Origin of the sequence: Sphingorhabdus sp. SMR4y (assembly GCF_002218195.1) — a bacterium.
In the GTDB taxonomy this organism is placed as follows: Bacteria; Pseudomonadota; Alphaproteobacteria; order Sphingomonadales; family Sphingomonadaceae; genus Parasphingorhabdus.
The window spans coordinates 747,684-772,645 of sequence record NZ_CP022336.1; the positions used below are offsets into that span (position 1 = coordinate 747,684).

General features: G+C 58.0%; 29 protein-coding genes. 22 read left to right on the forward strand and 7 right to left on the reverse strand.

The features are described from left to right. Positions 1–7 precede the first annotated feature (7 nt). The gene (locus SPHFLASMR4Y_RS03530) at positions 8–1,279 is read right to left on the reverse strand and encodes a sensor histidine kinase (protein ID WP_089132328.1); all 1,272 of its coding nucleotides are present in this window, start codon (positions 1,277–1,279) and stop codon (positions 8–10) included. A 237-nt stretch (positions 1,280–1,516) separates the two neighbouring features. Between SPHFLASMR4Y_RS03530 and SPHFLASMR4Y_RS03535 the strand changes: the two genes are divergently transcribed. The 12 genes from SPHFLASMR4Y_RS03535 to SPHFLASMR4Y_RS03590 all read left to right on the forward strand — a co-directional run bounded on the left by SPHFLASMR4Y_RS03535 (position 1,517) and on the right by SPHFLASMR4Y_RS03590 (position 10,827). Further along, a complete protein-coding gene (locus SPHFLASMR4Y_RS03535; RefSeq protein WP_089132329.1) occupies positions 1,517–1,933 on the forward strand; it encodes a hypothetical protein in 417 nt (138 codons plus the stop codon). Between the two features lie 72 nt (positions 1,934–2,005). Beyond that, positions 2,006–2,290 (forward strand): HPr-rel-A system PqqD family peptide chaperone, encoded by a 285-nt coding sequence (locus SPHFLASMR4Y_RS03540; RefSeq protein ID WP_089132330.1) that lies wholly within the window; start codon positions 2,006–2,008, stop codon positions 2,288–2,290. Between the two features lie 8 nt (positions 2,291–2,298). After that, entirely contained in the window at positions 2,299–3,159 is an 861-nt protein-coding gene (locus tag SPHFLASMR4Y_RS03545; RefSeq protein ID WP_089134655.1) for an HprK-related kinase A, read from the forward strand. Further along, the gene (locus SPHFLASMR4Y_RS03550) at positions 3,159–4,190 is read left to right on the forward strand and encodes a nucleotidyltransferase family protein (protein ID WP_089132331.1); all 1,032 of its coding nucleotides are present in this window, start codon (positions 3,159–3,161) and stop codon (positions 4,188–4,190) included. Before SPHFLASMR4Y_RS03545 ends, SPHFLASMR4Y_RS03550 begins: the two co-directional genes overlap by 1 nt. A 112-nt stretch (positions 4,191–4,302) precedes the next feature. Further along, positions 4,303–5,652: a bifunctional UDP-N-acetylglucosamine diphosphorylase/glucosamine-1-phosphate N-acetyltransferase GlmU gene (glmU, locus tag SPHFLASMR4Y_RS03555; RefSeq protein WP_089134656.1), complete on the forward strand. Its 1,350-nt coding sequence runs from the start codon at positions 4,303–4,305 to the stop codon at positions 5,650–5,652. Positions 5,653–5,750: 98 nt separating this feature from the next. Continuing rightward, positions 5,751–5,984, forward strand: coding sequence for a ribbon-helix-helix protein, CopG family (locus tag SPHFLASMR4Y_RS03560; protein WP_089132332.1), 234 nt, complete (start codon positions 5,751–5,753; stop codon positions 5,982–5,984). Positions 5,985–5,990: 6 nt separating this feature from the next. After that, a complete protein-coding gene (locus SPHFLASMR4Y_RS03565; RefSeq protein ID WP_089132333.1) occupies positions 5,991–6,356 on the forward strand; it encodes a type II toxin-antitoxin system VapC family toxin in 366 nt (121 codons plus the stop codon). Positions 6,357–6,373: 17 nt separating this feature from the next. Further along, a complete protein-coding gene (gene glmS, locus SPHFLASMR4Y_RS03570) occupies positions 6,374–8,197 on the forward strand; it encodes a glutamine--fructose-6-phosphate transaminase (isomerizing) (RefSeq protein ID WP_089132334.1) in 1,824 nt (607 codons plus the stop codon). 2 nt (positions 8,198–8,199) lie between these two features. Further along, entirely contained in the window at positions 8,200–8,640 is a 441-nt protein-coding gene (locus tag SPHFLASMR4Y_RS03575; protein WP_089132335.1) for an OsmC family protein, read from the forward strand. Positions 8,641–8,741: 101 nt separating this feature from the next. Continuing rightward, entirely contained in the window at positions 8,742–9,908 is a 1,167-nt protein-coding gene (locus SPHFLASMR4Y_RS03580; RefSeq protein ID WP_186266039.1) for a DUF2157 domain-containing protein, read from the forward strand. Beyond that, complete coding sequence (locus SPHFLASMR4Y_RS03585) at positions 9,905–10,456, forward strand: GDYXXLXY domain-containing protein (protein WP_089132337.1); 552 nt, start codon at positions 9,905–9,907, stop codon at positions 10,454–10,456. The genes SPHFLASMR4Y_RS03580 and SPHFLASMR4Y_RS03585 overlap by 4 nt, the downstream gene beginning before the upstream one ends. Next, positions 10,453–10,827, forward strand: coding sequence for a GFA family protein (locus SPHFLASMR4Y_RS03590; RefSeq protein WP_260807058.1), 375 nt, complete (start codon positions 10,453–10,455; stop codon positions 10,825–10,827). The genes SPHFLASMR4Y_RS03585 and SPHFLASMR4Y_RS03590 overlap by 4 nt, the downstream gene beginning before the upstream one ends. Positions 10,828–10,906: 79 nt before the next feature. Here the strand turns inward: SPHFLASMR4Y_RS03590 and katG are convergent, their stop codons facing one another. Then, positions 10,907–13,102 carry a catalase/peroxidase HPI gene (katG, locus tag SPHFLASMR4Y_RS03595; protein WP_089132338.1) on the reverse strand — a complete coding sequence of 732 codons (2,196 nt, stop codon included), beginning with the start codon at positions 13,100–13,102 and terminating at the stop codon, positions 10,907–10,909. Positions 13,103–13,386: 284 nt separating this feature from the next. Between katG and SPHFLASMR4Y_RS03600 the strand changes: the two genes are divergently transcribed. From SPHFLASMR4Y_RS03600 to queE, 6 genes are all read left to right on the forward strand, one after another. Further along, positions 13,387–14,571: an aspartate aminotransferase family protein gene (locus SPHFLASMR4Y_RS03600; RefSeq protein ID WP_089132339.1), complete on the forward strand. Its 1,185-nt coding sequence runs from the start codon at positions 13,387–13,389 to the stop codon at positions 14,569–14,571. After that, on the forward strand, positions 14,568–15,494 hold the full coding sequence (argF, locus tag SPHFLASMR4Y_RS03605) for an ornithine carbamoyltransferase (protein WP_089132340.1): 927 nt from the start codon (positions 14,568–14,570) through the stop codon (positions 15,492–15,494). The genes SPHFLASMR4Y_RS03600 and argF overlap by 4 nt, the downstream gene beginning before the upstream one ends. 2 nt (positions 15,495–15,496) lie before the next feature. Then, a complete protein-coding gene (locus tag SPHFLASMR4Y_RS03610) occupies positions 15,497–16,396 on the forward strand; it encodes an Hsp33 family molecular chaperone HslO (protein WP_089132341.1) in 900 nt (299 codons plus the stop codon). A 142-nt stretch (positions 16,397–16,538) separates the two neighbouring features. Then, positions 16,539–16,949 carry a DUF3617 domain-containing protein gene (locus tag SPHFLASMR4Y_RS03615; protein ID WP_145955448.1) on the forward strand — a complete coding sequence of 137 codons (411 nt, stop codon included), beginning with the start codon at positions 16,539–16,541 and terminating at the stop codon, positions 16,947–16,949. 70 nt (positions 16,950–17,019) lie between these two features. Then, positions 17,020–17,706, forward strand: a complete 687-nt coding sequence (gene queC, locus SPHFLASMR4Y_RS03620; RefSeq protein WP_089132343.1) for a 7-cyano-7-deazaguanine synthase QueC — start codon at positions 17,020–17,022, stop codon at positions 17,704–17,706. Next, positions 17,703–18,347: a 7-carboxy-7-deazaguanine synthase gene (gene queE / locus SPHFLASMR4Y_RS03625; protein ID WP_089132344.1), complete on the forward strand. Its 645-nt coding sequence runs from the start codon at positions 17,703–17,705 to the stop codon at positions 18,345–18,347. The genes queC and queE overlap by 4 nt, the downstream gene beginning before the upstream one ends. 4 nt (positions 18,348–18,351) lie before the next feature. On the opposite strand, the gene SPHFLASMR4Y_RS03630 is transcribed toward queE, so the two are convergent. Together SPHFLASMR4Y_RS03630 and lipB are read right to left on the reverse strand one after the other, a co-directional pair. After that, positions 18,352–18,612 (reverse strand): hypothetical protein, encoded by a 261-nt coding sequence (locus tag SPHFLASMR4Y_RS03630; protein ID WP_089132345.1) that lies wholly within the window; start codon positions 18,610–18,612, stop codon positions 18,352–18,354. Between the two features lie 50 nt (positions 18,613–18,662). Then, positions 18,663–19,313 carry a lipoyl(octanoyl) transferase LipB gene (lipB, locus tag SPHFLASMR4Y_RS03635; RefSeq protein WP_089132346.1) on the reverse strand — a complete coding sequence of 217 codons (651 nt, stop codon included), beginning with the start codon at positions 19,311–19,313 and terminating at the stop codon, positions 18,663–18,665. Positions 19,314–19,385: 72 nt separating this feature from the next. Between lipB and SPHFLASMR4Y_RS03640 the strand changes: the two genes are divergently transcribed. Next, positions 19,386–20,126 (forward strand): hypothetical protein, encoded by a 741-nt coding sequence (locus tag SPHFLASMR4Y_RS03640; RefSeq protein WP_089132347.1) that lies wholly within the window; start codon positions 19,386–19,388, stop codon positions 20,124–20,126. Positions 20,127–20,130: 4 nt separating this feature from the next. Here the strand turns inward: SPHFLASMR4Y_RS03640 and SPHFLASMR4Y_RS03645 are convergent, their stop codons facing one another. Genes SPHFLASMR4Y_RS03645 through SPHFLASMR4Y_RS03655 form a run of 3 tightly spaced genes read right to left on the reverse strand, consistent with a single transcriptional unit; the run spans position 20,131 to position 22,035 of the window. Further along, the gene (locus tag SPHFLASMR4Y_RS03645; protein ID WP_089132348.1) at positions 20,131–20,712 is read right to left on the reverse strand and encodes a GNAT family N-acetyltransferase; all 582 of its coding nucleotides are present in this window, start codon (positions 20,710–20,712) and stop codon (positions 20,131–20,133) included. Between the two features lie 10 nt (positions 20,713–20,722). Then, positions 20,723–21,580: an oxygen-dependent coproporphyrinogen oxidase gene (gene hemF / locus SPHFLASMR4Y_RS03650; RefSeq protein WP_089132349.1), complete on the reverse strand. Its 858-nt coding sequence runs from the start codon at positions 21,578–21,580 to the stop codon at positions 20,723–20,725. Next, on the reverse strand, positions 21,577–22,035 hold the full coding sequence (locus SPHFLASMR4Y_RS03655; protein WP_089134658.1) for a tRNA (cytidine(34)-2'-O)-methyltransferase: 459 nt from the start codon (positions 22,033–22,035) through the stop codon (positions 21,577–21,579). The genes hemF and SPHFLASMR4Y_RS03655 overlap by 4 nt, the downstream gene beginning before the upstream one ends. A 176-nt stretch (positions 22,036–22,211) precedes the next feature. Between SPHFLASMR4Y_RS03655 and petA the strand changes: the two genes are divergently transcribed. Genes petA through SPHFLASMR4Y_RS03670 form a run of 3 tightly spaced genes read left to right on the forward strand, consistent with a single transcriptional unit; the run spans position 22,212 to position 24,929 of the window. Beyond that, the gene (petA, locus tag SPHFLASMR4Y_RS03660) at positions 22,212–22,775 is read left to right on the forward strand and encodes a ubiquinol-cytochrome c reductase iron-sulfur subunit (protein ID WP_089132350.1); all 564 of its coding nucleotides are present in this window, start codon (positions 22,212–22,214) and stop codon (positions 22,773–22,775) included. A gap of 14 nt (positions 22,776–22,789) precedes the next feature. Beyond that, the gene (locus SPHFLASMR4Y_RS03665) at positions 22,790–24,058 is read left to right on the forward strand and encodes a cytochrome b (protein WP_089132351.1); all 1,269 of its coding nucleotides are present in this window, start codon (positions 22,790–22,792) and stop codon (positions 24,056–24,058) included. Positions 24,059–24,077: 19 nt separating this feature from the next. Next, a complete protein-coding gene (locus SPHFLASMR4Y_RS03670; RefSeq protein WP_089132352.1) occupies positions 24,078–24,929 on the forward strand; it encodes a cytochrome c1 in 852 nt (283 codons plus the stop codon). Positions 24,930–24,962: the final 33 nt, after the last annotated feature.

Genomic DNA, 24,962 nt, shown 5'->3' on the forward strand with positions numbered 1-24,962 from the left:
CCATCGTTCAACCAGCCTCCTCTCGGGGAGGATCAACTGCCGGACTTTTGTTCGCAATCGGCAACAGCACGGATACCGTCGTGCCGCGACCCAGCTCGCTGCTTATTTCCATCCGCCCGCCATGCCGTTCCGAAATATGCTTGACGATAGCGAGCCCGAGCCCGGTCCCGCCGATCGCCTTGCTCCGCCCCTTGTCGACCCGGTAAAAACGTTCTGTGAGCCGGGGAATATGTTCCGGGGCTATGCCGTCGCCCTGATCGCTGATCGCCAGATAAAGCATCGTTCCCGACCTGTTGGGCGCCACGCTGATCGTGACCGGCGTTCCCTTCTTGCCATATTTGAAAGCGTTGCTCAGCAGATTGGCGAGGACCTGTGCCAGTTGCGCGCGATCGCCGTTTATCAGGGGGATCTGCGGTGGAAAGCGGACCTGTATTTCACTTTCCTTCTTGCCACGGCTGTTGATGTAGAAATCCCGCGCTTCCTCGACCAGTTCGCTCAGGTCGATCTCGTCCGAGGGCAATTCAAATTTCTCTGCCTCAATCCGGGAAAGTGACATCAGATCCTCGATCAGGCGCTGCATGCGGTCGGCTTCATCATACATGATTTTCAGAAACCGGGCGCGGGTCGCGTCGTCCTTGCCGGCCTTGGGATCTTCCAGTGTCTCGATGAACCCCTTGATCGCCGCAAGCGGGGTGCGCAGTTCGTGACTGGCATTGGCGACAAAATCAGTGCGCATTCTCTCTGCTGCATAGCGACTGCTGCGATCGGAAAGCTGGACCAATTTCAACCCGTCCTGAAGCGTATGGATGCGCAATTCCCATCTTTGATCCGTGCTCCCGACACCGACCAGCAAAATCGGCTCGCCGGTATGTTTGGCATCCGGATTGGCCAGACGATCAGCAGCGGCAGGATGTCGAATAGCGATTCGAACATCTTCGCCGACAATATGATTGCCCAGGACCTGGGCGGCGGCCGGGTTGGCAGCGGCGACCTTGGCATTGCGTATCAACATGATCGGATCGGTGATCGGGTCTATGATATCCTGATAGGCTTCCGATCGGCCCTGATATAAGATGCGCTTGGTTTGCCGTTCCAGAGCAGCGGGGTCCGGCAGCGGCGGGGCAGGCCGGTCCTGCAAGACCGTGAACAACGCGAACATGCCCGAGATGATAAAGACAATGAATTGCTGGCTGGATTGCGGCAACTGGCTGGCCAGAATGCCACCGCCGAAAATGATCGCCAGCGCAACCAGCAGGCGCAGGGGCGAAACCGAATTCATCTGGGCGATTCTGGCATTTTCATCGCGGCTATCTAGACGGAGCTCCGTCTGATCGGCAACGGGAATGTTTCGGCGGGCGCGATCCGTTTAATCGATATATAGCCGATCTTAACGATTTCCGTGTCTATGTCCCGAATATAGACGCGGTTGCGAGCGGAAGAGTGTTTGCTCGCTTTTCGCGCGATTTCTGCTTATGAGCGAGCGAAAGAAACAAGAGAAACCATGGATAGATATTCGATGAAAGAAGACCTTCCATCCGAATCACCAGCAACAGCGGACCGGAATGACGGCGTGGTAAGCCGCCGTCGCGCGCTGATGATGGGGGCCGTCACGGCTTCGGCGGTGGTCAGTATCAAGCCCGCCTTGGCCCAGACCGCCGGTTCGGTTCTCAATTGCGAAATTCCGGTACCCGGAAACCATGCTGCAGGCGGTTATATCGCAGCGGACGGAACGGTCGTCACCGTTGACACGCCCGGGGCATTCCCGGCCGCAGGCCGCAAATTTACCGGCGAGGAAGTGCGTCAGGCGATGAATGGTCGGACGCTGCCGGGCACGTCCTACGAACAGTCGCAGGCCTATGTAAATTATATCCGCCGGCTGCAATCGGGGCAGAGCGGCTTCACATGCTATGCATCGTTGCAAATGCCGCGCTGATATTTCCGCTCCAAATTAACTTTTGCCTGCTATCCTCCGGCTATGTCGCACCAGATTCGCAGGTAATTCCTCATGACCCAGAAATATCGGGCGGCGCCGGCAGGGGATCTGATCTGGCATGATCTGGACAGCATGACATTGCTGTTCCATCGACCATCCGGAATAACCCATATGCTGGCCGACCCCGCGCCTGCGATCATCGCGGTAATGGGAGACGCACCTCTCAGCACCACGGAAATAACAGCCCGTCTGTCGGCACAGTTCGACATCGAATCCGAAGTGGATGCGGAAAATATCGTTCTCGCCCGACTGCAAGAACTGTCCGCACTGGGCCTGGTGTCGCGGGTTGCGGACTGATGGGCGAAATGCATCATATCCTGCTCAAAATCGGCCCGGCTGCATTTCGTATAGCATCCGCATGGCGACGACCGCTGGACCAACTGGCCAGCCTGTATCGGGACTATCCGGCACCGGACGGCGGGCAGGTCGATTTCACTGTTCGGCTTGAACCCGAGAAACCCTGGCGACGTCATATTCGTCCATCCGTGCATATCGGCGGCGACTTCTGGCTGCCCGATGCTGCGCCCTTGCCGTTAACACAGGGGCTGCTCGCTGCCGAGATGGGCATGAACCTGCAAATGGCGCTGGGCTGGCGCCGGCATTTGCTGCTCCATGCGAGCAGCGTCGAAAAGGACGGTAAAGCGCTGGTCATGACCGGCCTCTCCGGCTCCGGCAAGTCGACCCTGTCGGCGATGCTGGCCGAACGAGGCTGGCGCTTCATGGGCGACGAATTTGCCCTGCTGGACCCTGCTTCCGGCCATATTATGCCTTTCCCCCGGCTGATCAGCCTGAAAAATGAGGCCATTGCCGCAATGCAGAAAGTGGCATCGTCTGACCGCTTCGGACCGCAGTTGCAGGGGACACCCAAAGGCGATATCCGCCATCTCGTGCCGCCGCTGGAGGCCATTACGCAGATGAATGCGCCCGCCAGACCGGCGCTTCTGCTTTTCCCCCGCTTTGGCCATGCGCCCGAATTGCGCGATATGGGGCAGGCTGAAATATTCGTACGACTGACACAGGCTTCGACCAATTATGTGGCGCTTGGCGAAGCCGGTTTTCAATCCCTGACTCGCTTCGTCGAGCAGGTTCCTGCCAGAGCAATGGATTATCAATCCGTTGATCAGGCCGTAGAGTTGATCGACAGTTTGTGGAGCCACTTGCCATGATGCGCGATGCCCGCCCTTTGGTCGATGCTCTGCGGGAACCGGCCAGTGTCGAATCGCTGAGTGGCGGCGAATGGACCGATCTGATCAGCATCGCACGCGCGGAATCGCTGATCGGTTCGCTCGCTCACCGGATCATTCATTCGAAGGTGCCTGAGCGGATTCGCATGGTGCTGCAAGATGCCGTCGGGGCCCATGATCTGGCACGGCAACAGGCATTGTGGGAAGCCGATTGCGCGCGGCGAGCCCTGGCCGACTATCCCGGCCGGATCGTCCTGATGAAGGGGACAGCCTATGTCGCCGCGAACCTTGCCGCCGGCATCGGGCGCAGCATCGGCGATCTCGACATCATGGTCGCGCGGGACGATTTGCCGGTGGTCGAAAGCGCCTTGCTCGAGGCCGGCTGGGAATGGGTCAAGCCGGACCCCTATGACGATCAATATTATCGCGAACACATGCACGAACTGCCGCCGCTGATCCACCGCGAGCGCGACCGGATGATCGATGTGCACCATACAATTTTACCGCTGACCGCCGGTCCGACACCCGATGCCGAGGCAATATTGCAAAGCGCAGTGCGATTGGAAAATGGTCTCTATGTCATGGCTCCGGCCGACATGGCGCTGCATTCGATCGCGCATTTGTTCGCAGATGGGGATCTCGCGGGCGGCTTGCGGAACCTGTGGGACATAAACCATCTGCTGCGGCAATGGTCTGCAACAGATACGCAATTCTGGGTCCATCTGGCGGAGCGTGCGCGCGTTCACGGGCTGTCCGATGAACTGGCAAGAGCTCTGCGGCTGGCCTCGGCTCTATATGCCACGCCGGTGGACTCGTCCCTGGCGGGCCGGGCGGCGGTAACCGACGCGCTTTATATACGCCGGTTGCTCGCGCGCGACGGCTATGGACGCGAGACACGCAAGCTGGTTCGCTTCGCTTTCTACATCCGCTCCCACTGGCTGCGCATGCCGCCACTGATGCTCGCGCGGCATTTGTGGACCAAATGGCGAAAGGGTGGACAGCGGCCGGAATGATCACGCCAGACAGTGAAGAAACAGGGTGGCTTATCCCCTTTTTGCATGGCATTAGCCGCTGCCAATGGCCGAGACAGCGCCGCTTGAGACCAACATGTTCCGGAGAATTTCGATGACAGATCGCCCGCTAGCCGCAATCATCCTGGCCGCCGGACAGGGCACCAGAATGAAGTCGGAAAAGCACAAGGTGCTGCATCCCATTGCCGGAAAACCGATGCTGCATCATCTGCTCGATACGGTCGATTCAATCGGCGCGGAGCGCACCGTCATTGTTGTTGGTGCCCGCCGCGAACAGATCGAAGAGAGTGTCAGTGACCGCAACGTCGCAATCGCGGTGCAGGAAGACCAGCTTGGAACCGGCCATGCCGTGGCGCAAGCCCATGACGCGCTCAAGGGCTTCGCCGGAGATGTGCTTATTCTCTACGGCGATGTACCGATGGTCAGCGCCGATACTATGCGCGACATGATCTTCCGTCTCAACAATGGCTCCGATCCGCGCGCGGTCGTGCTCGGCTTCCGCCCCGACGACGCGGGCGCTTATGGCCGGATTATCGCCGATGACCAGGGCGAGATCGAGAAAATGGTCGAGTATAAGGACGCCAGCGATGCCGAACGCGCGGTCAATCTGTGCAACAGCGGCCTGATGGCGGCACGCTCGACCGACCTGTTCATCCTGCTCGACCAGATCAGCAATGACAATGCGGCGGGCGAATATTATCTGCCGGACATCGTCATGCTCCCGGGTCAGAAAAGTGCGGTGATCGAGGTCGATGATCCCGCCGAGGTTGCCGGGGTGAACAGCCGCGCCGAACTCGCTGCGGTTGAGGGCGAATGGCAGGCCCGCCGTCGCGAACAGGCCATGGCCGACGGGGTCAGCCTGATCGCGCCGGATTCGGTCTGGTTTTCGCACGACACAGAAGTTGCTGCCGACGTTGTTATCGAACCCAATGTGATCTTCGGTCCCGGCGTCTCCATTGCCCCGGGAGCGAGGATTTACGGCCATAGCCATATTGAAGGCGCAACCATTGGCCCAAAGACCAATGTCGGACCCTTCGCCCGGCTGCGACCCGGTGCTATCTTGGAAGAAGGCTCCAAGGTCGGCAATTTCGTGGAAATGAAAAAGGCGACTCTGGGCAAGGGCGCCAAGGCCAATCATTTGACCTATCTGGGTGATGCCGAAGTGGGCGAGGGCGCCAATATCGGCGCGGGCACGATCACCTGCAATTATGACGGCTATTTCAAATATAAAACGGTGATTGGGAAGGGCGCCTTTATCGGATCGAACAGCGCACTGGTGGCGCCGGTGACCATTGGTGACGGCGCAATTGTCGGGGCAGGCGCGACACTGACAAGGAATGTGTCCGCCGGTGATCTGGCGCTGGTTCGTGCGGACCAGACAGCAAAGGCCGGCTGGGCTGACCGGTTCAATGCAGCGAGCGCAAAGAAAAAATCCGGCAAGTGATGCGGGAGTTCCAGTTCCGTGATTGTCACGATCATGGATCAGGGCCCTAAGCGGTTTGAAATTGACATGATATCACTATATGATATCGTTATATCATCATGACCCGAATCCTTGCTGATCTCCCCGAAGACGATGTAAAATGGCTCGACGCCAGGGCGGCGGAGCAGGGCAAGTCTCGCGCCCAACTGCTGAGGGACGCGGTAGCGGCTTATCGCGCCGAGGGCAGCAAGGACTGGATTGCCAAGGGACGCGGCTATTGGAAAGATCGCGATGATATCGGAGACAGTATGGCATATCAGCATGCAATCCGCGCAGACCGCGCAACTTCGTAGCGGCCCATGTCTACACCCTTTTTCGACACCAATATCATCATCGACTGGTTGCAGGACCGGCCCGGCGCGGCCGCCGAATTACAGCGATATGCAAAACACCGGATCAGTCGTGTGGTCTGGACGGAAGTAATTGCCAGCGAACCACTGGAAACCCGCCGCAAGATACAGGATTTGCTGGCCCCGTTCGAAATCGTTGAACTGGATGCACGAATTTGTGATGCCGCTGCCGATATCCGCTATCGCATGCAGATGAACTTGCTTGATGCCATGATTCTTGCCACTGCGCAGGTTAACGGTGCCATTTTGATTACCCGTAACACACAGGATTTTCCGGCCAATATGCCGGGCATCCGGATACCTTATACATTTTAGCAGAAAGCCCAGAAACCATGTGCGGAATTATTGGAATTGTAGGCAATCAGCCCGTCTCGGATCGTCTTGTCGATGGTCTGAAACGCATGGAATATCGCGGCTATGACAGCGCCGGTGTCTGCACCGTGGACAATGGCCAGCTGATCCGTCGCCGCGCGGAAGGCAAGCTTGCCAATCTGGTCGAGGTGCTGAAAAACGACGATGCTGCCGGCAATATCGGCATTGCCCACACCCGCTGGGCGACGCATGGCGCGCCGACCACCAGCAACGCCCATCCCCACGCAACCGGCGAAGTGGCGCTGGTGCACAACGGTATTATCGAGAATTTCAAAAGCCTGCGCGAAGAGTTGAGCGCGCGCGGCCGGTCGTTCGAGAGCGAAACCGATACCGAAGTTGTAGCCCATCTGGTCAGCGAACAGGTCGAAGCGGGCAAAAGCCCGCAAGAAGCCGTGCAGGCAGTCTTGCCAAGCTTGCGCGGGGCCTTCGCGCTGGCCATCGCTTTCCGCTCGCAGCCCGACCTTCTGATCGGAGCCCGGCTCGGTTCGCCTCTGGTGGTCGGCTATGGTGACGGCGAAACCTATCTCGGCTCCGACGCTCTGGCGCTGGCGCCGCTGACCCAGAAAATCGCCTATCTGGAAGAAGGCGACTGGGTGGTCATCACGCGCGATGGCGCAACCATCTATGACAAGGATAATGTTCCGGTCGAGCGCGAGATCACAACGTCCGGCGTCTCGGCAACCGCCATTGAAAAAGGCAATTACCGCCATTTCATGCAGAAGGAAATTTTCGAGCAGCCCACTGTGGTTGCCCAGACCCTGCAAAGCTACATCCGCTCGCTCGAACAGCAGGTGGCGCTGCCGCAAATGGATTTCGACTTGCGCGATATCAAGCGCGTGACGATTGTCGCCTGCGGCACCAGCTATTATGCAGGCATGGTGGCGAAATACTGGTTCGAAACGTTCGCCCGTGTGCCTGTCGATCTCGATTTTGCCTCGGAATTCCGCTATCGCGATCCGGTCCTTGAGCCAGGCGGTCTGGCGCTATTTATTTCCCAGTCGGGAGAGACCGCCGATACATTGGCCGCACTGCGGCACAGCAAGGAAAATGGCCAGAAGATTGCCGTTGTCGTCAATGTTCCGACCAGCAGCATGGCGCGCGAAGCCGATCTCTTGCTGCCCACCCATGCCGGTCCGGAAATCGGTGTAGCCTCAACCAAGGCCTTCTCCTGCCAACTTGCGGTACTCGCCGCGCTCGCCGCCCATCTGGCCGTGGTAAAAGGCAAGATGACCCGGGACGAGGAGCGGGATGTTGTCAGGCATCTGACCGAGGCACCCGCTGCTCTGAATGCAGCCCTGGCGCATGATGAAGATATTGCGCAAATGGCGCATCTGATCGCGCCGGCGCGGGATGTCCTCTATCTCGGCCGAGGTCCGGACTATCCCCTGGCTCTGGAAGGAGCCCTGAAACTCAAGGAAATCAGTTATATCCATGCCGAAGGCTATGCCTCGGGGGAAATGAAGCATGGGCCGATTGCGCTGATTGACGAAGCGGTACCGGTCATCGTGCTGGCGCCGTCTGGTCCGTTGTTCGAGAAAACCGTATCCAACATGCAGGAAGTCATGGCCCGCGGTGGCAAAGTAGTGCTTATCTCCGATGCGGACGGGATAGCGGAAGCGGGCGAGGGCTGTATGGCCACGATCGAGATGCCGAAAGTCCATCCCCTGATCGCCCCGCTGGTCTACGCCGTGCCCGTACAACTATTGTCCTATCATGTCGCAGTCGCCAAGGGCACAGATGTCGACCAGCCCCGCAATCTCGCAAAATCGGTAACGGTGGAATAATCATGGCAACAAATCCCTCTCTCGTCTCCGTCGAAACCGCCAGCGGAAAATTCCAGCAGACGGTTCGGGTCGGCCAACATGAGTTTTTTGCCGACGAGCCGATCTCCTTTGGCGGTACGGATAGCGGGCCGTCACCTTATGACCTGTTGCTGGCCGCGCTCGGCAGTTGCACGTCCATGACGATGAAAATGTACGCCGACCGCAAGGGCATAGCGCTGGAAGCGGTTCATATCCTGCTCGAGCATAGCCGCGAACATGTCGAGGATTGCAGCAGCTGCAACAATGACGACAACCGGATCGATGTGATCGACCGTTCGATCATCCTGCAAGGAGACCTGAGCGAGGAGGATCGCCGCAAGCTTCTCGAGATTGCCGAGAAATGTCCCGTTCACAGGACCTTGGAAAACCGGATCGACATTCACACCACCGAAGTCCGCGATTGATCGCGATGATCGCGATCATCGGGATGATACAGCGCGTGCCTGCGGAACTTGCCAATCGCGCACCGCTGGCGTAGATTTTTTTCCGGAGTGGAGAGCGGCGATTGTCTGAAAGAAAAATCAATATCTGGCTCAATGCCGGTGTGATCGACGCGGACACGGCGCAGCGTATCCGGGAATATGAAAGCGAACGCGCAAGGCCGCTGGGTCTCTGGGCGCTGATCGGGCTGGGCGCGCTTGCCATCGGACTGGGCATTGTCTCGCTCGTCGCCGCCAACTGGGACGATATTCCCGGGATGGTCCGGCTTGCCATTCACGCTTTGTTGATCATCTGCCTTTGTGCCGCCGTCTATCTCCTTCAGCCGCGCAAGGGTTACCTGGGGCTCTATTTGAAAGACATATTGCTGTTCGTGCTGGCGGTGCTCGGCCTGACCTTCTTCGGGCATCTCGGCCAAGTCTACCAGACGAGCTCGCCATTATGGCAGCCTTTGCTGATCTGGTTGCTGCTGTTTTCACCTCTGTTGCTGCTGACCGGCCGTGGCTGGCTGATTTCACTGCTCTGGATGGCGGGCCTGCTGGGCACGGCAGTCCAGTTTCTGGACTGGTATTTCCAGCAGACCGATGCACCGCGCGCAGTCTATGTTGCCGTCATCACCAGCCTGCCGGTCCTTGCGTTGATCTTTTCCATATTCATGCGGAAAACAAGCGGCAGGCAGGCGTTCTGGAAACAGATCGGGCAATTTTCTCTGACGACCTTTGTGGCCGGGGTCGGTTTCAAACTGATTGTCGAGCCGATCGGCCCGATATTATCCGATCCGGGCAGATTTATGAGCGATATTGCCGTCATCCAGATGCTGCTCTGGAGCGGGGCCGCTTTGCTGATCTATGTCTATAACCGCACCGCTTCGGGTATCAGCATCGCGGCTATTTTGACCGCCGCCGCAATCATCAGCTTTGCCGGCAGCGTCGCGCAACCCAGTTCTCCTCTGGTCAATGCGACAATCTTCATGGCCTTCTGGGCCGCCGTTGGCTGGAGCGCGATCTACTCCGGGTGGCGCAATGTTTTCCAGGCGGTGGTCGCGATCATAGCGCTGCGCCTGATCGTGCTGAGTTTCCAGCTGGCCCACGACCTGTTCAGCAGCGGTATTGGGCTGATACTCGCGGGTGTGGTCACCATCACCATAGCGGTGATCGCCTATCGCGTTTCCACGACCCTGGCTCCCGACAAAGCCTCCCCGGTTGAGCATGACCATCAGGAGGAGGGGCTATGACCCGGTTAAGCCGCTTTCTGCTGCCGCTGGCGCTGCTGTTGCCGCTGGTCGGGCTCGGCCTGATCTGGCTGGCGACGGAGCAGGAATCTCGCGAAGGCACGGAATGGGATGTGCCGATCGCCGGCTATGACCCGCGCGATCTGTTGCGCGGCCATTATGTGCAGTTCCGCTACGACTGGCCTGCGGTCGAACAGGATCAGCTGCCGATATGGGCGGCGTCCCGGAAGAGCCTTTGTATCCGCGGCACCGCTCCTGCCATTGCAAGCGTGGAAGTACGCGACCTTGATGTGGCAGACCAGATGCCGGATGACCGTTGCGATGCGTTGGTACAGGTCAATCCGTGGAGCGAGGAAGGCAATGACGGGCTCACCCGGGATCGGCTCTATGTCGCCCAGCAAGCCGCTGGCGGCTATGAAAAGAAGCTTGCCGATCCGGCACTGCAGGGCATTATTCGCGTGCGGGTAAACAATAACGGCTTTATCACTCCGTTGTCGCTGCGTTTCCAGCCGCGGCGCGGGGAAAGCACCAACGGGGAGAATATCGAGTGACGAGCAAAATATCCGGCGGCTGCCATTGCGGAACGGTCCGCTTTGCAGCCCAAGTCGAACGCAGGCCAGAAATGCTCGATTGCAATTGCTCGATCTGCGCCCGCACGGGCTTTCTGCACCTGTTTGTGCCGCACCGGGATTTCACTCTGCTCAAGGGCGAGGGGGGTCTCACCAGCTACAGGTTCGGCAGTGGACAGGCGCATCATCTCTTCTGCAAGAATTGCGGGGTCAAAAGCTTCTACCAGCCCCGGTCCCATCCGGACAGCTGGAGCGTGAACTACAACTGCCTCGATGACGGCCATGATCTGGAACCGAGCATCAGAAAATTTGACGGCAGGAATTGGGAAACCGCGAAAGCCCGCCTGGCATAAATCTGCGAAAACCGACCGGGCAAAAAAAACGGCCCACCGGTTCATCCAGCGGGCCGTCTCTGCGGGTGTCTGTTAGATATCAGGCCAGATCGAAGCGCCCGGCGTCCATGACCTTTGCCCAGGCCGCAACGAAATCTTCGACAAATTTCCGTTCATGCCCGTCTTCGGCGTAGACTTCGGCGACCGACCGCAGTTGCGAATTTGATCCGAACACCAGATCGGTCCGCGTCGCGCGCCACTTCTCTTCGCCCTTCAGACGGCATTTGCCGATGAAAAGCTCGTCAGCGGACTCGTCGACAACTTCCCAAACCGTGCCCATTTCCAGCAGATTGACGAAGAAGTCGTTGGTCAGCTGTCCGGGACGGTCGGTGAACACGCCTTCGGTCGGCGCGCTCGAATGGTTGGCGCCGAGAACGCGCAGACCACCGACCAGTACGGTCATCTCGGGGATCGAGAGATCGAGCAGGTTTGCCCGGTCGACCAATATATCTTCGGTCTTCACGCTCGCCTTGGTCTTGAGATAGTTGCGGAAACCGTCGGCAAAGGGCTCGAGCGGTTCGAAGCTTTCGCCATCGGTCTGCTCTTCCGTCGCGTCGCCGCGGCCCGTCGTGACCGGAACCGTGACGTCGAAACCGGCATCCTGTGCCGCCTTCTCGACCGCTGCGCTACCCGCGATGACAATGGCATCGGCCATCGACAGCGAACCGCGCAACTCTTCTAGCTTCGCCAATACCTTGCCAAGCTCTTCGGGATCATTGGCTTCCCAGTTCTTTTGCGGAGCGAGCCTGACGCGCGCGCCATTGGCACCGCCGCGATGGTCGCTCTTGCGATAGGTGGACGCCGAAGCCCAGGCCGCCTTGACCAGTTCGGATATTGAAAGGCCGCTGTCGAGAACCTTGGACTTGAAGTCCGCAACCTCCCTGTCCGAAGCTTCGCTACCGGCGGGAACCGGATCCTGCCAGATCAGATCCTCCTCGGGGACCTCTGGACCAAGATAGCGAACCTTGGGGCCCATGTCGCGATGGGTCAGCTTGAACCATGCGCGGGCAAAGGCGTCGTCGAGCGCCGCCTGATCATCGCGGAAACGCTCGGAAATCTTGCGATAGTCCGGATCGCGTTTCAGCGCCATATCGGCGGTGGTCATCATCGTCGGGACCTTTTTCGAAGGATCTCGGGCATCGGGTGCCATATCCTCGGGGTCCGGATTGACCGGTTGCCACTGCTTGGCACCAGCCGGGCTATCGACCAGTTCATAGTCATATTTGAACAAGAGCCGGAAATAGTCGCCGCCCCATTGCGTCGGGTTGGGAGTCCACGCGCCTTCGAGACCGGAGGTCGTGATATGGCCTTCACCAATCTGTTCGGGATCGGTTGCCCAGCCAAAGCCCATCAGGTGCAGGTCACCGGATTCCGGGTCACCACTCAGCTGATCGGGCGGTACCGCACCATGGCATTTGCCGAACGCATGTCCGCCAGCGGTCAGCGCGACGGTCTCCTCGTCGTTCATCGCCATACGCGCAAAGGTTTCCTTCATGTCGCGGGCCATGCCCTCGGCATCGTGCGGATTGCCGCCGGGACCTTCGGGATTGACATAGATCAGACCCATCTGGATCGCGGCCAGCGGATTTTCCATCGCCTTGCCCTCATCGGGATTGATACGCGTTGGAACGCCTTCGTTGACCCATTGTTCTTCCGAGCCCCAATAGACATCTTTCTCCGGCTCGTAGACGTCCTTGCGGCCGCCACCGAAACCGAACACCGGTCCGCCCATCGATTCAATCGCGACATTACCCGTCAGGACGAACAGATCGGCCCAGCTGATATGCTTGCCGTATTTTTGCTTGATCGGCCAGAGCAGGCGGCGCGCCTTGTCGAGATTGCCGTTGTCCGGCCAGCTGTTGAGCGGAGCGAAGCGTTGCTGTCCGCTCGAGGCGCCGCCGCGGCCGTCACCGGTGCGATAGGTGCCGGCTGCGTGCCAGGCCATGCGGATGAAGAAGGGGCCATAATGACCATAATCCGCCGGCCACCATGGCTGACTGTCGGTCATCAGTGCTTTCAGATCGTCTTTCAGAGCTTGATAATCCAGCTCGCTGAAGGCCTTTGCATAGTCAAAATCGGGGCCCATCGGATCGGGGGACGTTCCGCCTTGGGTCAGAATTTCAAGCTGCAGCGAGTCGGGCCACCAGTCGCGATTGGTCCGTCCGAGAAGGCTTCGCACTCCGCCTTCAAAGCCCATCGGGCATCCTTCAGGGGAACCTGTTGTTTTCATATCCATTAGAACATCTCCTTTTCTGGTGCTGCGTCTGCGTCGTCAGTCACTGATGCCATTGATTACAATATGGCGGTGGACCCGCTAAATGAATTCTCCCTGTCTCTGTGATCAGAATAGTCACTCAAGTCCGGTGTTCGGGGTCCGGTGTTCGGGGCACGGTATCCTCTGCCATAGTAGCACGATTGACCGGCTTCATGAAGCGGCATATAAGGCAGGCTATTTCGAGAGGCGGCCAACCGGGTCGCCTTTTCTATTTTGTTGGCGTTCGAATGCTGGAAGGAATTAAGATGACGATTACCCCGCTCATGCCCGTATATCCCCGGTGCGGTTTTCGTCCTGTGCGAGGCGAGGGCGCCTGGCTGATTTCCGAAGACGGCAGCCGCGCGCTGGATTTCGCCAGCGGCATTGCGGTCAATCTGCTGGGGCACGGCCACCCGCATCTGACCAAGGCGATCCAGGACCAGGCGGCAACCCTGATGCACGTCTCCAATCTCTACGGCAGTCCGCAGGGCGAAAAATTCGCGCAACGGTTGGTCGACACGACTTTCGCCGACACCGTATTCTTTACCAACAGCGGCGCGGAAGCCGTGGAATGCGCGATCAAGACGGCGCGCGTCTATCACCAGTCGGCGGGCAGCGACCGGTTTGAGATCATCACCTTCAAGAATGCCTTTCACGGCCGGACGATGGCGACAATCTCGGCTTCCAACCAAGAAAAAATGCATCACGGCTTTTCGCCGTTGCTGGCCGGCTTCAAATATGTCGACTTTGACGATCTGGCAGGAGCCGAAGCGGCGATAACCGACAAGACCGCCGCATTTCTCGTGGAGCCCATCCAGGGCGAGGGCGGTGTTCGCCCGGCTTCTGACGAATTCATGAAGGGCTTGCGCGACCTGGCCGACAAACATGGCATTTTGCTCGCGCTGGACGAGGTGCAATGTGGTGTTGCGCGTACGGGTGCTCTCTATGCTTATGAACTTTACGGGATAAAGCCGGACATCGTCGCTACCGCGAAGGGTATCGGCGGCGGTTTTCCTCTCGGCGCGTGCATGGCCACCGAAGAGGCCGCGCGCGGCATGGTACCGGGCACGCACGGCTCGACCTACGGCGGCAATCCGCTGGCGATGGCTGCCGGCAATGCGGTCTGGGACGTAGTCGCCAATGACGAATTTCTCGAGAATGTGCGGACCACGGGAGACAAGCTGCGGGCAGCGATTGAGCAGTTCATCGGCAACTATCCCGATCTCTTCATCGGGGTCCGGGGCAAGGGGCTCATGCTGGGAATAATGATGACGCAGGAAGCGCGCAGTTTCGTCGCCCATCTGCGCGACAATCACGGGCTGCTGACCGTGGCTGCAGGAGACAATACCCTGCGGATATTGCCGCCGCTTAATATCGATGACAGTCATATCGCAACCTTTATCGAGAAACTGTCCGCGGGCGCGGCTGACTACGAGGCACCCCAATCATGAACCGGCATTTTCTCAATCTGACCGATGCCGGCGGTGACGCCATTGCCGCGATGATCAACGACGCGATCGAGCGCAAGGCGGCACGGGCTGGCTGGCCCAGGGGCAAGGCGGACGCGGACAAACCGCTGGCCGATCATGTGCTGGCGATGATCTTTGAAAAAAGCAGCACCCGTACCAGAGTGTCCTTCGACATCGCGATCCGCCAGCTCGGCGGTTCCAGCATCGTCATGGACAGCGGCTCGATGCAACTCGGCCGCGGCGAAACCGTGGACGACACGGCCAAGGTCCTCTCGCGCATGTGCGACGCAATCATGATCCGCACCGACGATCATGCGAAAATCGAGGAAATGGCTGCCAACGCCAGCGTTCCGGTGATAAACGGGCTGACCGATCTTTCGCATCCCTGCCAGATCGTCGCCGATCTCCTGACTCTGGTCGAGCATGGAAAATCCTTGCCGGGTCTCGAAGTCGCATGGCTGGGTGATGGCAATAATGTGCTCAACAGTATCGTCGAGGCAGCCGGGCTGATGAAGTATAACGTCCGTATCGGCTGCCCCGAAGGCTATGATCCCGATCCTGAATTTATCAAAAATGCCCGGGCTGCCGGCGCGAATGTCTCGATCTTTCGGGACGAGAATGAAGCCGTCGCCGGCGCCGATGTGGTCGTGGCGGACACATGGGTGTCGATGGGACAGGAACATGCGGAGGCAAAGCTTGCCGCGATGATGCCTTTTCAGGTCAATGACGTGATCATGGAACAGGCCAGGCCGGACGCCCTGTTCCTGCACTGCCTGCCCGCCCATCGCGGCGAGGAAGTGATGCCTTCGGTCATCGACGGTCCGCAATCCGTCGTATGGGATGAAGCGGAAAACCGCATTCACGCCCAGAAATCCGTGCTGCGCTGGTGTTTCGGGCAGATTTGAAGATGGAAATTGGCCTGACCGACAGCATATTGTCCTTCGCGATACCGGCGAAAAACTGCCGTGGCCGGGTCGTTCGTCTGGGCCCCGCGCTCGACGAAATTCTGGCAGCGCACAGCTATCCGCCGGTGATCCGCGATATCCTGGCCGAAGCTGTATGCCTGACGGCCATGCTCGGCGCGCTGATGAAGGAAGAGGGGTCGCAACTGACCTTGCAGGCCCAGACCGAGGCGGGCGTGATCGACCTGCTTGCCTGCGACTATAAGGATGGAGCCTTGCGCGGCTATGTCGCATTCGACCGCGAACGGTTTGCCGCCCAGCCGGCCGAACCCAGCCTGATGTCGCTGTTCGGCAAAGGCTATCTTGCGATTACCTTTGACCTGCCGCAACCGCGCGGGCGCAATCAGGGCATCGTGCCGCTGGAAGGCGGGAGCCTGTCGGAAGCGGTGCAGAATTATTTTTTCCAGTCAGAGCAGATACCGACGCTGATCCGCGTAGCCATTGACGAAACGGATGGGCGCATTTCGGCGGGTGGCTTGCTGGTCCAGCATCTGCCCGAAGGGGAAGAGGGGCGCGAGCGGCTGCACGCTCAGATTGATCACCCCGAATGGGAACATGTCGAGATCATGGGCAGCAGCATCCGGCCTGAAGAATTGACCGACATCGCCCTGCCGCTGGAGGACATATTGTGGCGGCTGTTCAGCGAGAGCGACGAAGTGAGGGTTCTGAGCGGTAAAGCGTGCGTTAAGGGTTGTCGGTGTAATGAAGACCATATCAGGGACGTGATCGCACGCTTCCCGAAAGCGGATAAGGACGACATGGTCGACGAACGGGGGAATATCGCGATAGATTGCGCATTTTGCAGCAAGACTTTTACAATAACCGGCGCCAGTCTGAACAACTGAATACCGTCAAAAAAGAGGCAATTCTGCGCGATTGTCGTAAAATTCCTATCGATTGACATAATTCGCGACAATATTGGCCCTATTTCAGGATTATCACGGCATCAACCATCAGCGCTCAGGCAAACAATATGACAGGACGAATATGATGAAAGGCAAGAAACTGATCAAAACTGTCAGCATATTCGCCGCGATCCTGTCGGGCTTTGCAATAGCGGCCCCCGCGCAGACGCCAGGCATGGTCTTGTTTGACGGTCTGATGAGCGGCGAGTGGACGCTGAAACCGCGCGGTTCCAGTGGCGCGGGAAAGAAAGTCTGTCTCGGAAATCCGGAAATGCTGCTGCAGATTCAGCATGGCAGCGCGAACTGCACCCGATATGTTATCGAAAATAGCCCGAAGAAACTCCGGGTCAGTTATAAATGCGGTGCTGCGGGGCATGGCGTAACCGAAATCAAGCGGGAATCCAGCAGTCTGGTTCAGATTTCCTCGCAGGGCTTCCGCAACAGCGATCCCTTCTCCGTCGATTTTGAGGGACGCCGCACCGGCAGCTGCTAGCTGCTTATCGCGTGCCCCACTTGTGCGGAACACTTGCACCGCGCGGGGAAGCCCATTAGCGGGGCGCATCATGACTTCCGAATCGAAAACAGCGATCATTTTATTGTCCGGCGGACTGGACTCGATGGTATCTGCGGCAATCGCCGCCGAACAAGGCTATCGCCTTATCGCTCTCACCGTCGATTATAACCAGCGGCACAAGGTCGAGCTGCAATCGGCCCGGACCATCGCAGCGAAACTCGATGTAGCGGAACATATCATTCTCCCGCTCGACCTGAGCCGCTTTGGCGGATCGGCACTGACAGCGGATATCGATGTGCCGAAATCCGGAGTGACCGACGATATTCCGGTGACCTATGTTCCCGCGCGCAACCTCATATTCCTGTCGCTGACCCTCGGCCTGGCGGAGGCAAGAGACGCCCGTGATATATTCATCGGCGTGAACGCGTTGGACTATTCCGGCTATCCGGACTGCCGTCCTGAATTCATTCAGGGGTTCGAACGTCTTGCCGATCTCGCGACCAAGGCCGGAGATCAGGGCAGCGGCTTCACAATCCGGACCCCCCTGCAGCATATGAGCAAGGCTGACATTGCCAGCGAGGCAATCCGGCTCGGGCTGGACCCGGCGTGGAGCTGGTCCTGCTATGACCCGACCGAAGATGGTCTTCCCTGCGGTCTGTGCGACAGCTGCCGGTTGCGACAAAAGGGTTTTGAAGAGGCCGGAATCATCGATCCGACCCGATACGCAACATTATGAGCTATGCGGTCAAGGAACGATTTCTGACCCTGCAGGGCGAAGGCGTACACGCCGGTCGTCGTGCTGTATTCGTCCGCTTTGCCGGCTGCAATCTCTGGACCGGACTGGAACGCGATCGCACCAGCGCAATCTGCCAGTTCTGTGATACCGATTTCGTCGGGATGGACGGCGACGGTGGGGGCCGCTTCGACTCGGCCGCCGCTCTGGCTGCGGCTGTCGCCGACACATGGGGGAAGGGACGGGATTCGCGATTCGTGGTGCTGACAGGCGGCGAGCCGATGCTGCAGGTTGACGAGGCGCTGATCGATGCCTTGCACCGTGAAGATTTTTTCATCGCAATCGAATCGAACGGTACACTCCCCGTGCCGCGCTCGATCGACTGGATCTGCATCAGCCCGAAAGCGCAAAGCGAAACGGTGCAGCGGTCCGGCGACGAGTTGAAACTGGTCTGGCCGCAACAGGACAGCGACTGGCAGGACATGCAGGGGTGGGATTTCGCCAACCTGCTATTGCAACCCAAAGATGCAATTTCCGACCCGGCTGCCAGTCAGGCCAATCTCGAACAGGCCATAACATTTGTGCAGGCTCATCCGAAATGGCGCCTGTCACTGCAGACACACAAGATTTTGGGCCTGGCCTGAAGGCCTATTCTGCGGCGTCTTCCGCGGATTCACCGGAGTCAGCGGACGCTGTTTCGTCGGCATTCTCGGACGATTCTCCGGTTGCATCGACTTCCGTTATCGTATCGACATCAACCATCTCGTCGCTGATCGTGCCATCAATGACGTCAATGTCATCCATTCGGGTTTCCGTCACGTCACCGGAATCGGGTGCGTCATTGCCCGAACAGGCAGATATCGCCAGTGCAGCCGCCGCGACTGCCGTAACCTTGGTGAATTTGATCATGATCTTGTCCTCTCATCCTTACTGGCTGTTCGCAGCTTCATAGCCTGCAATCAGCCGTGATCAATTGCCTTGAGGAAAGCGCCAGCCGTTTTTTGCAACGCCTCGTCAAACTCCTGAAGCTTTATTGCGATGCCCAGTTGAGCGAGACTGGTAACGGGATATTCGCTGATCCCGCAGGGCACGATCCCGCCGAAATGGCTGAGGTCGGGGTCAATATTCACCGAAAAGCCGTGCATTGTCACCCATTTGCGGATCCGGATGCCGATCGCTCCGATCTTGGCTTCCTGACCATCCGGCGTGTCGCACCAGATTCCGACCCGGCCTTCCACCGCGCGCGCCGCCACGCCAAATTCAGCGAGCGCGGCGATCACCCAGTCTTCAAGGGCATGGACGAAACCGCGCACGTCGGCATTGCGTTTCTTCAGATTGAGAATGACATAGCCGACACGCTGCCCCGGACCATGATAGGTATGGCGACCGCCGCGCCCGGTCTCATATACGGGAAAGGTCTGGCTGAGCAGTTCTGCGGGATCGGAACTGGTGCCGGCCGTATAGAGCGGCGGATGCTCGAGCAGCCAGATCAGTTCCCGCGCATCGCCGGCCTGAACCGCGGCGTTGCGCCGTTCCATTTCGGCGAGCGCGTCGGGATATTCGATCTTTTGCGGCGCGACGCGCCATTCAATGTCATTGGGAGCAGTCATAGAAATTTCGTGCACTTTTGCTGGCCGGGTGGCAAGAGCTAGCGAGACAGAAATGGATTTGGGAACGAACAGATGAAGCTCGACTATATGCAATGCTGGAATGGCGCGATGGCCCTGCTCGGCGCGCATAAAGAGGCCATCCTCGCAATCGCAGGCGTTTTTCTCTTTCTGCCGACATTGTTGTTCGCGCAATATGTTGCTCCACCGATATTGACCGGCGAAGAAGACGGAAACGCGCTGATTGCCATCTATGCGGCCTATTTCAACGACAATGCGTTCGCGATGCTGGCTTCCAATCTGGTGATGGGTTTCGGCGGGCTGGCAATCTATTTCGCTCTCGTTCCTTCACGCAGCCACACGGTCGCCGATAATCTGACTGCCGCACTGAAATTTCTGGTGATCTACCTGATTGCCAATCTGCTGTCCGGTGTGATGATCATGCTCGGCCTGATGCTGTTCATCCTGCCCGGTCTTTATCTTGCCTGCCGGTTCGTGCTGATCCCGGTCATTCTTGCCGACCGGCAGGAACGCAGTTCGATCGAACTGCTGAAACAGAGCTGGTCGCTGACTCGGGACAGCGGCTTTGCCATCCTCTTTTTTCTGCTGATCATAATGGTTGTCGGCGGCATTGCCACCAATGTGCTGGAAGCCGTGACGGGAATCGTGGTCGGACTGGCCACCGGAGGCGAAGGATGGATGCTGATCGTCAACCTTGTCGCTGCACTGGTCGGAACCGTCTTCCAGCTTATCCTCTATGCGGTCATCGTATCGATTTACATCGAACTGTCGGGATACCGGCAGACAGAGACCTGACGCGCTATTTCAATATCGGCACGTGCGGCGCGGCGGACTCCGCCAAATGGCCGGTCACGCGCGGGTCTTCCATCATGTCGATCTCTTGTCTGAATATACGGAAGCCGCATTGCAGGTAAAAGGGCAGGGCACGGGGGGAATCCAGGGTGCAGGTATGCAGCCAGACCCGGCCAATAGCCTCCCGCCATGCCATCGCCAGCGCCTGGTTCATCATCCAGTGACCGTGGCCTTTGCCGTTCATTGCGGGGACCAGTCCGAAAAAGGCGATCTCGCATTCGCCCGGCAGCCGGAAATCCAGCTCGATAAAGCCGACGACTGCATGGCTCCCGTCCCGGACCAGCGAAATTTCCACCGCCGGATCATGGATAATGGCGATCAGCGCGTCCCGGTCCAGCAACAGCCGTGATATCCACATCCAAGGTTCGCCGACCTTTCGGAACAGCGTGCAATATTCTTCTGCGTCAGGACAATTCCAGCGTTCGAGATGAAGGCTCGATGCCAATTTGGGCAGGACAGGCTTGTCCAGCATCTCCAGATGGGAAATGATGGTGGCAACATGGCCTGCCGGAACGGCCCGAGCCGGCATGGTCAGAAATTCAGACCCATTTCGCTTCGGGCGGCAGACTCATCAGGATCGCATCGACATTACCGCCGGTCTTCAGGCCAAATGTCGTGCCCCGGTCATAAACCAGATTGAATTCGGCGTAGCGACCCCGCCATTCCAGCTGCCGCTGCTTTTCTTCTTCGGTCCATTCCCTGTCCATGCGCTTGCGCACAAGCTTGGGAAATATATCGAGAAATGCCCGCCCGACATCCTGGGTAAAAGCAAAATGCCGGTCAAAGTCCGTACCCTTGTCGAGTTCGATATGGTCGTAGAAAATCCCGCCGACACCGCGATGGACCTTGCGGTGAGGGATGTAAAAATAGTCGTCCGCCCATTTCTTGAAACGCGGATAATATTCGGGATTATGCGGCGCGCATGCCGACCGCAGCCTCGCGTGGAATTCTTCGGTGTCATCATCGTAGACAATAGCCGGGTTGAGATCGGCGCCTCCGCCAAACCAGCGTTTGGTCGTGCACAGGAACCGCGTGTTCATATGGACATTGGGTACATGAGGGTTGGTCATATGCGCGACCAGACTGATTCCGGTCGCAAAGAAACGCGGATCCTCTTCAGCGCCGTTGATCTGGGCCTGAAATTCTTCGCTGAACACGCCGTCCACCGTGGAAATATTTACCCCGACCTTCTCGAATATCTTCCCCTTCATCAGGCCCTGCGTGCCGCCACCGCCCGGCGAGCCATCGGGATTCTGCCTGTCCCAGGGTATATAGTCGAACGTCGCATCGCTGCCGGCTTCCGACTCAATCTTCTCGAATTCGGCGCATATCTGGTCCCGCAGATCCTTGAACCATGTCTGCGCCGTAAGCTGCTGGCCGTCCAATGAATTGGTCATTTCGGAAATCGTCCTGTTTGTCTAAGTGCTTCGCCCAAGGCCATGCCAGCCGAAACCGCCAGATTCAAGCTGCGCATGCCGGGTCTCATCGGGATCGTGATTCGCCCATCGCATTGCTCATGTACAGTAAGGGGAACCCCTGATCCCTCCGATCCGAACAAAAGGATATCATCCTGCCGATAGGCAAATTCGAAATGCGGGGCGTCCGCCTTGCTGGATAGCAGGATAATCCTCGATTCACGGGAATCAACACTTGCGCGAAATGCATCCCAGTCGGCGTGGCGGGTAAAATCGACATGATCGAAATAATCCATTCCGGCGCGTCGCAAACTGCGGTCGCTGAACGGAAAACCACAGGGTTCTATGATGTCGACCGGGACGTCCAGGCAGGCACAAGTCCTTAATATTGTTCCCAAATTTCCCGCAATCTCGGGTTGATACAATGCTATTCTCATAGGGTAGGCACCTTGCGCGGGAAGTGAATGTTTGGTCAATCGAAAATTCCCTGTTGGCAAACCCTATCCTTCGCGGCTATCAGGCGCGCAATTCACTGCCTGTTCAAACTGCTATTGAGCAGCACCGGACATTCTGGCAGTTTTGGGGTCATAAATTTTCTATAGGGCTTGTTTGCATGGCAACGGTTGAAACAGCTGATACGGCAGTCGCAGAAGAAGGCGGCGTTCGCCGCCGGGACTTTATCAATATAGCAGCAGTGAGCTTCGCTGGTGCCGGGGCGGTGGCGACGGTTTTTCCGTTGGTGAACCAGATGAACCCGAGCGCCGATGTTCTCGCCCTGTCATCGATCGAAGTAGACATTTCCGCGATTGAGACCGGACAGGCGATCAAGACCAGCTGGCGCAAGCAGCCGATTTTCATCCGCAACCTGACAGAAGCGGAAATCGCTGAAGCAAACGCGGTAGATGCTGCGGGCTTGCGTGACCCGGAAAGCCTCGCCGACCGGACCACTCCGGGCAAGGAAAACTGGCTGATTACTCTCGGCGTTTGCACCCACCTCGGCTGCGTTCCGCTCGGTGCAGCACAGGGTGAAATCAAAGGCGAATTTGGCGGCTATTTCTGCCCGTGCCACGGATCGCATTACGATACCGCAGCCCGCATTCGCAAAGGCCCGGCTCCAACAAATCTTGTGGTTCCGGAACATGAATTCCTATCAGATACTGTCGTGAAAATCGGCTAAGGGGCAGAAGAAAAATGAGCTTTCCTTGGGCAAAAGAATATACACCAACAACTGACCTGGGTCAGTGGATGGACAAGCAGCTGCCGCTGCCACGGTTCATTTATAACAGCGTCGGCGCCGGCTATCCTGCTCCGCGCAACCTGAACTATATGTGGAACTTCGGTTCCCTCGCCGGTCTGTTTCTGGTCGTCCAGATCGTTACCGGCATCATCCTGGCGATGCATTATGCGGCCAACGCAAATATTGCCTTTGATTCCGTCGAACATATCATGCGCGATGTGAACAGCGGCTGGATGATCCGCTATGCACACGCCAATGGTGCTAGCTTCTTCTTTATCGCCATCTATCTGCATATCGGCCGCGGTCTGTTCTACGGCTCCTACAAGGCGCCGCGGGAAATGCTGTGGTTGCTCGGTGTGGTTATCTATCTTCTCGCAATGGCGACCGCTTTCATGGGCTATGTTCTGCCTTGGGGGCAGATGAGTTTCTGGGGTGCCAAGGTGATTACCGGCCTGTTCGAAGCCATTCCACTGGTCGGCAAGCCGATTCAGGAACTGCTGCTTGGCGGTTTCGCGCCGGACAATGCCGCTCTGAACCGCTTCTTCTCGCTCCACTATCTGCTGCCATTCGTCATCGCCGGCGTTGTCATCATGCATATCTGGGCGCTGCACATTCCGGGGTCGAACAACCCGACGGGTGTCGATGTAAAGGGCCCGCAGGATACGGTTCCGTTCCATCCTTATTATACCGCGAAGGACGGCTGGACGATCGGTCTCGCGCTGATATTCTTCACCGCGCTGATGTTCTTCCTGCCGAACGCGCTCGGTCACGCCGACAATTATATTCCGGCGAACCCGCTGTCGACGCCTGCCCACATCGTGCCGGAATGGTATTTCTGGCCCTGGTACGCGATTTTGCGGGCCTTCACATTCGACTTCCTCTTCATTCCGGCGAAACTGCTCGGTGTGCTGGCGATGTTCTCCGCAATTCTGGTATGGTTCTTCCTGCCATGGCTGGACAAATCTCCGGTTCGCTCGGGCAACTTCCGTCCCAAATTCAAGATCTTCTTCGGCATCCTCGTGATTGATGTCCTGATCCTGGGTTATTGCGGCGGTGCACCGGCCGAGGAGCCATTTGTGATGATCAGCCAATTGGCCGCCGCTTATTATTTTGCGCATTTCCTGATCATATTGCCGCTGTTGTCGCGGATGGAAAAGCCTGAGCCTTTGCCGAACAGTATTACGGAATCGGTAACCGGCAAGCCACTCAACACTGCCAGCTAAGAAACAGGGACCTGTCGTAATGGTAAGAATTATCGGAATATTGGTTGGTCTGTTCTTTTCAGGCTGGCTCCTGGTCTCTTTTGCATTGGGTGCAAAAGAATATATCTCCAATCCGCCTGCGGAAACCGCTGAACATGCGTTCCATCAGGAACCGAAGGATATCTCCTTCACATCAGACGGTCCGCTGGGCAAATTTGATCGCCAGCAACTGCAACGTGGCTTTCAGGTCTACAAGGAAGTCTGCGCAGCCTGCCACTCGCTCCGTCTGGTCGCATTCCGCAACCTTGCAGAAATCGGCTATAACGAAGATGAAGTGAAAGCCATTGCCGCCAACTGGCCGATTCAGTCTCCGGATGTTGATCCGGACACCGGAGAAATGACCACGCGAGCATCGCTGCCTGCCGACAAATTCCCGAAACCGTTCGCCAACAATGTTGCGGCTGCCGCTGCCAACAACAACGCGATCCCGCCTGATCTTTCGCTGATCACCAAGGCGCGTGAAGGTGGAGCACCTTATGTCTATTCGCTCCTGACCGGTTATCAGAACCCGCCGGCCAACCTGCCGGAAGCAAACCAGCCGGGGCCGGGACTGCATTACAATCCCTATTTCGCGAACCTGAACCTCGCGATGGCACCACCACTGGCCGCCGCAGACATGGTCAGCTATTCCGATGGCACCAACGCAAGCATCGATCAGATGGCTGAAGACGTGACCGCCTTCCTGATCTGGACGGCAGAGCCAAAGCTTGAAGAGCGGCATCAGACCGGATGGGCGGTTCTCGCTTTCCTGCTGATCGCGACGATCCTCGCCTATCTGTCCTACCGGACGATCTGGGCCGACGTGAAAGCGGAAAAGAAGAAGAAAGCCTGAAGGTCTATTGCTTCGATAGCTGATGAATAGAAA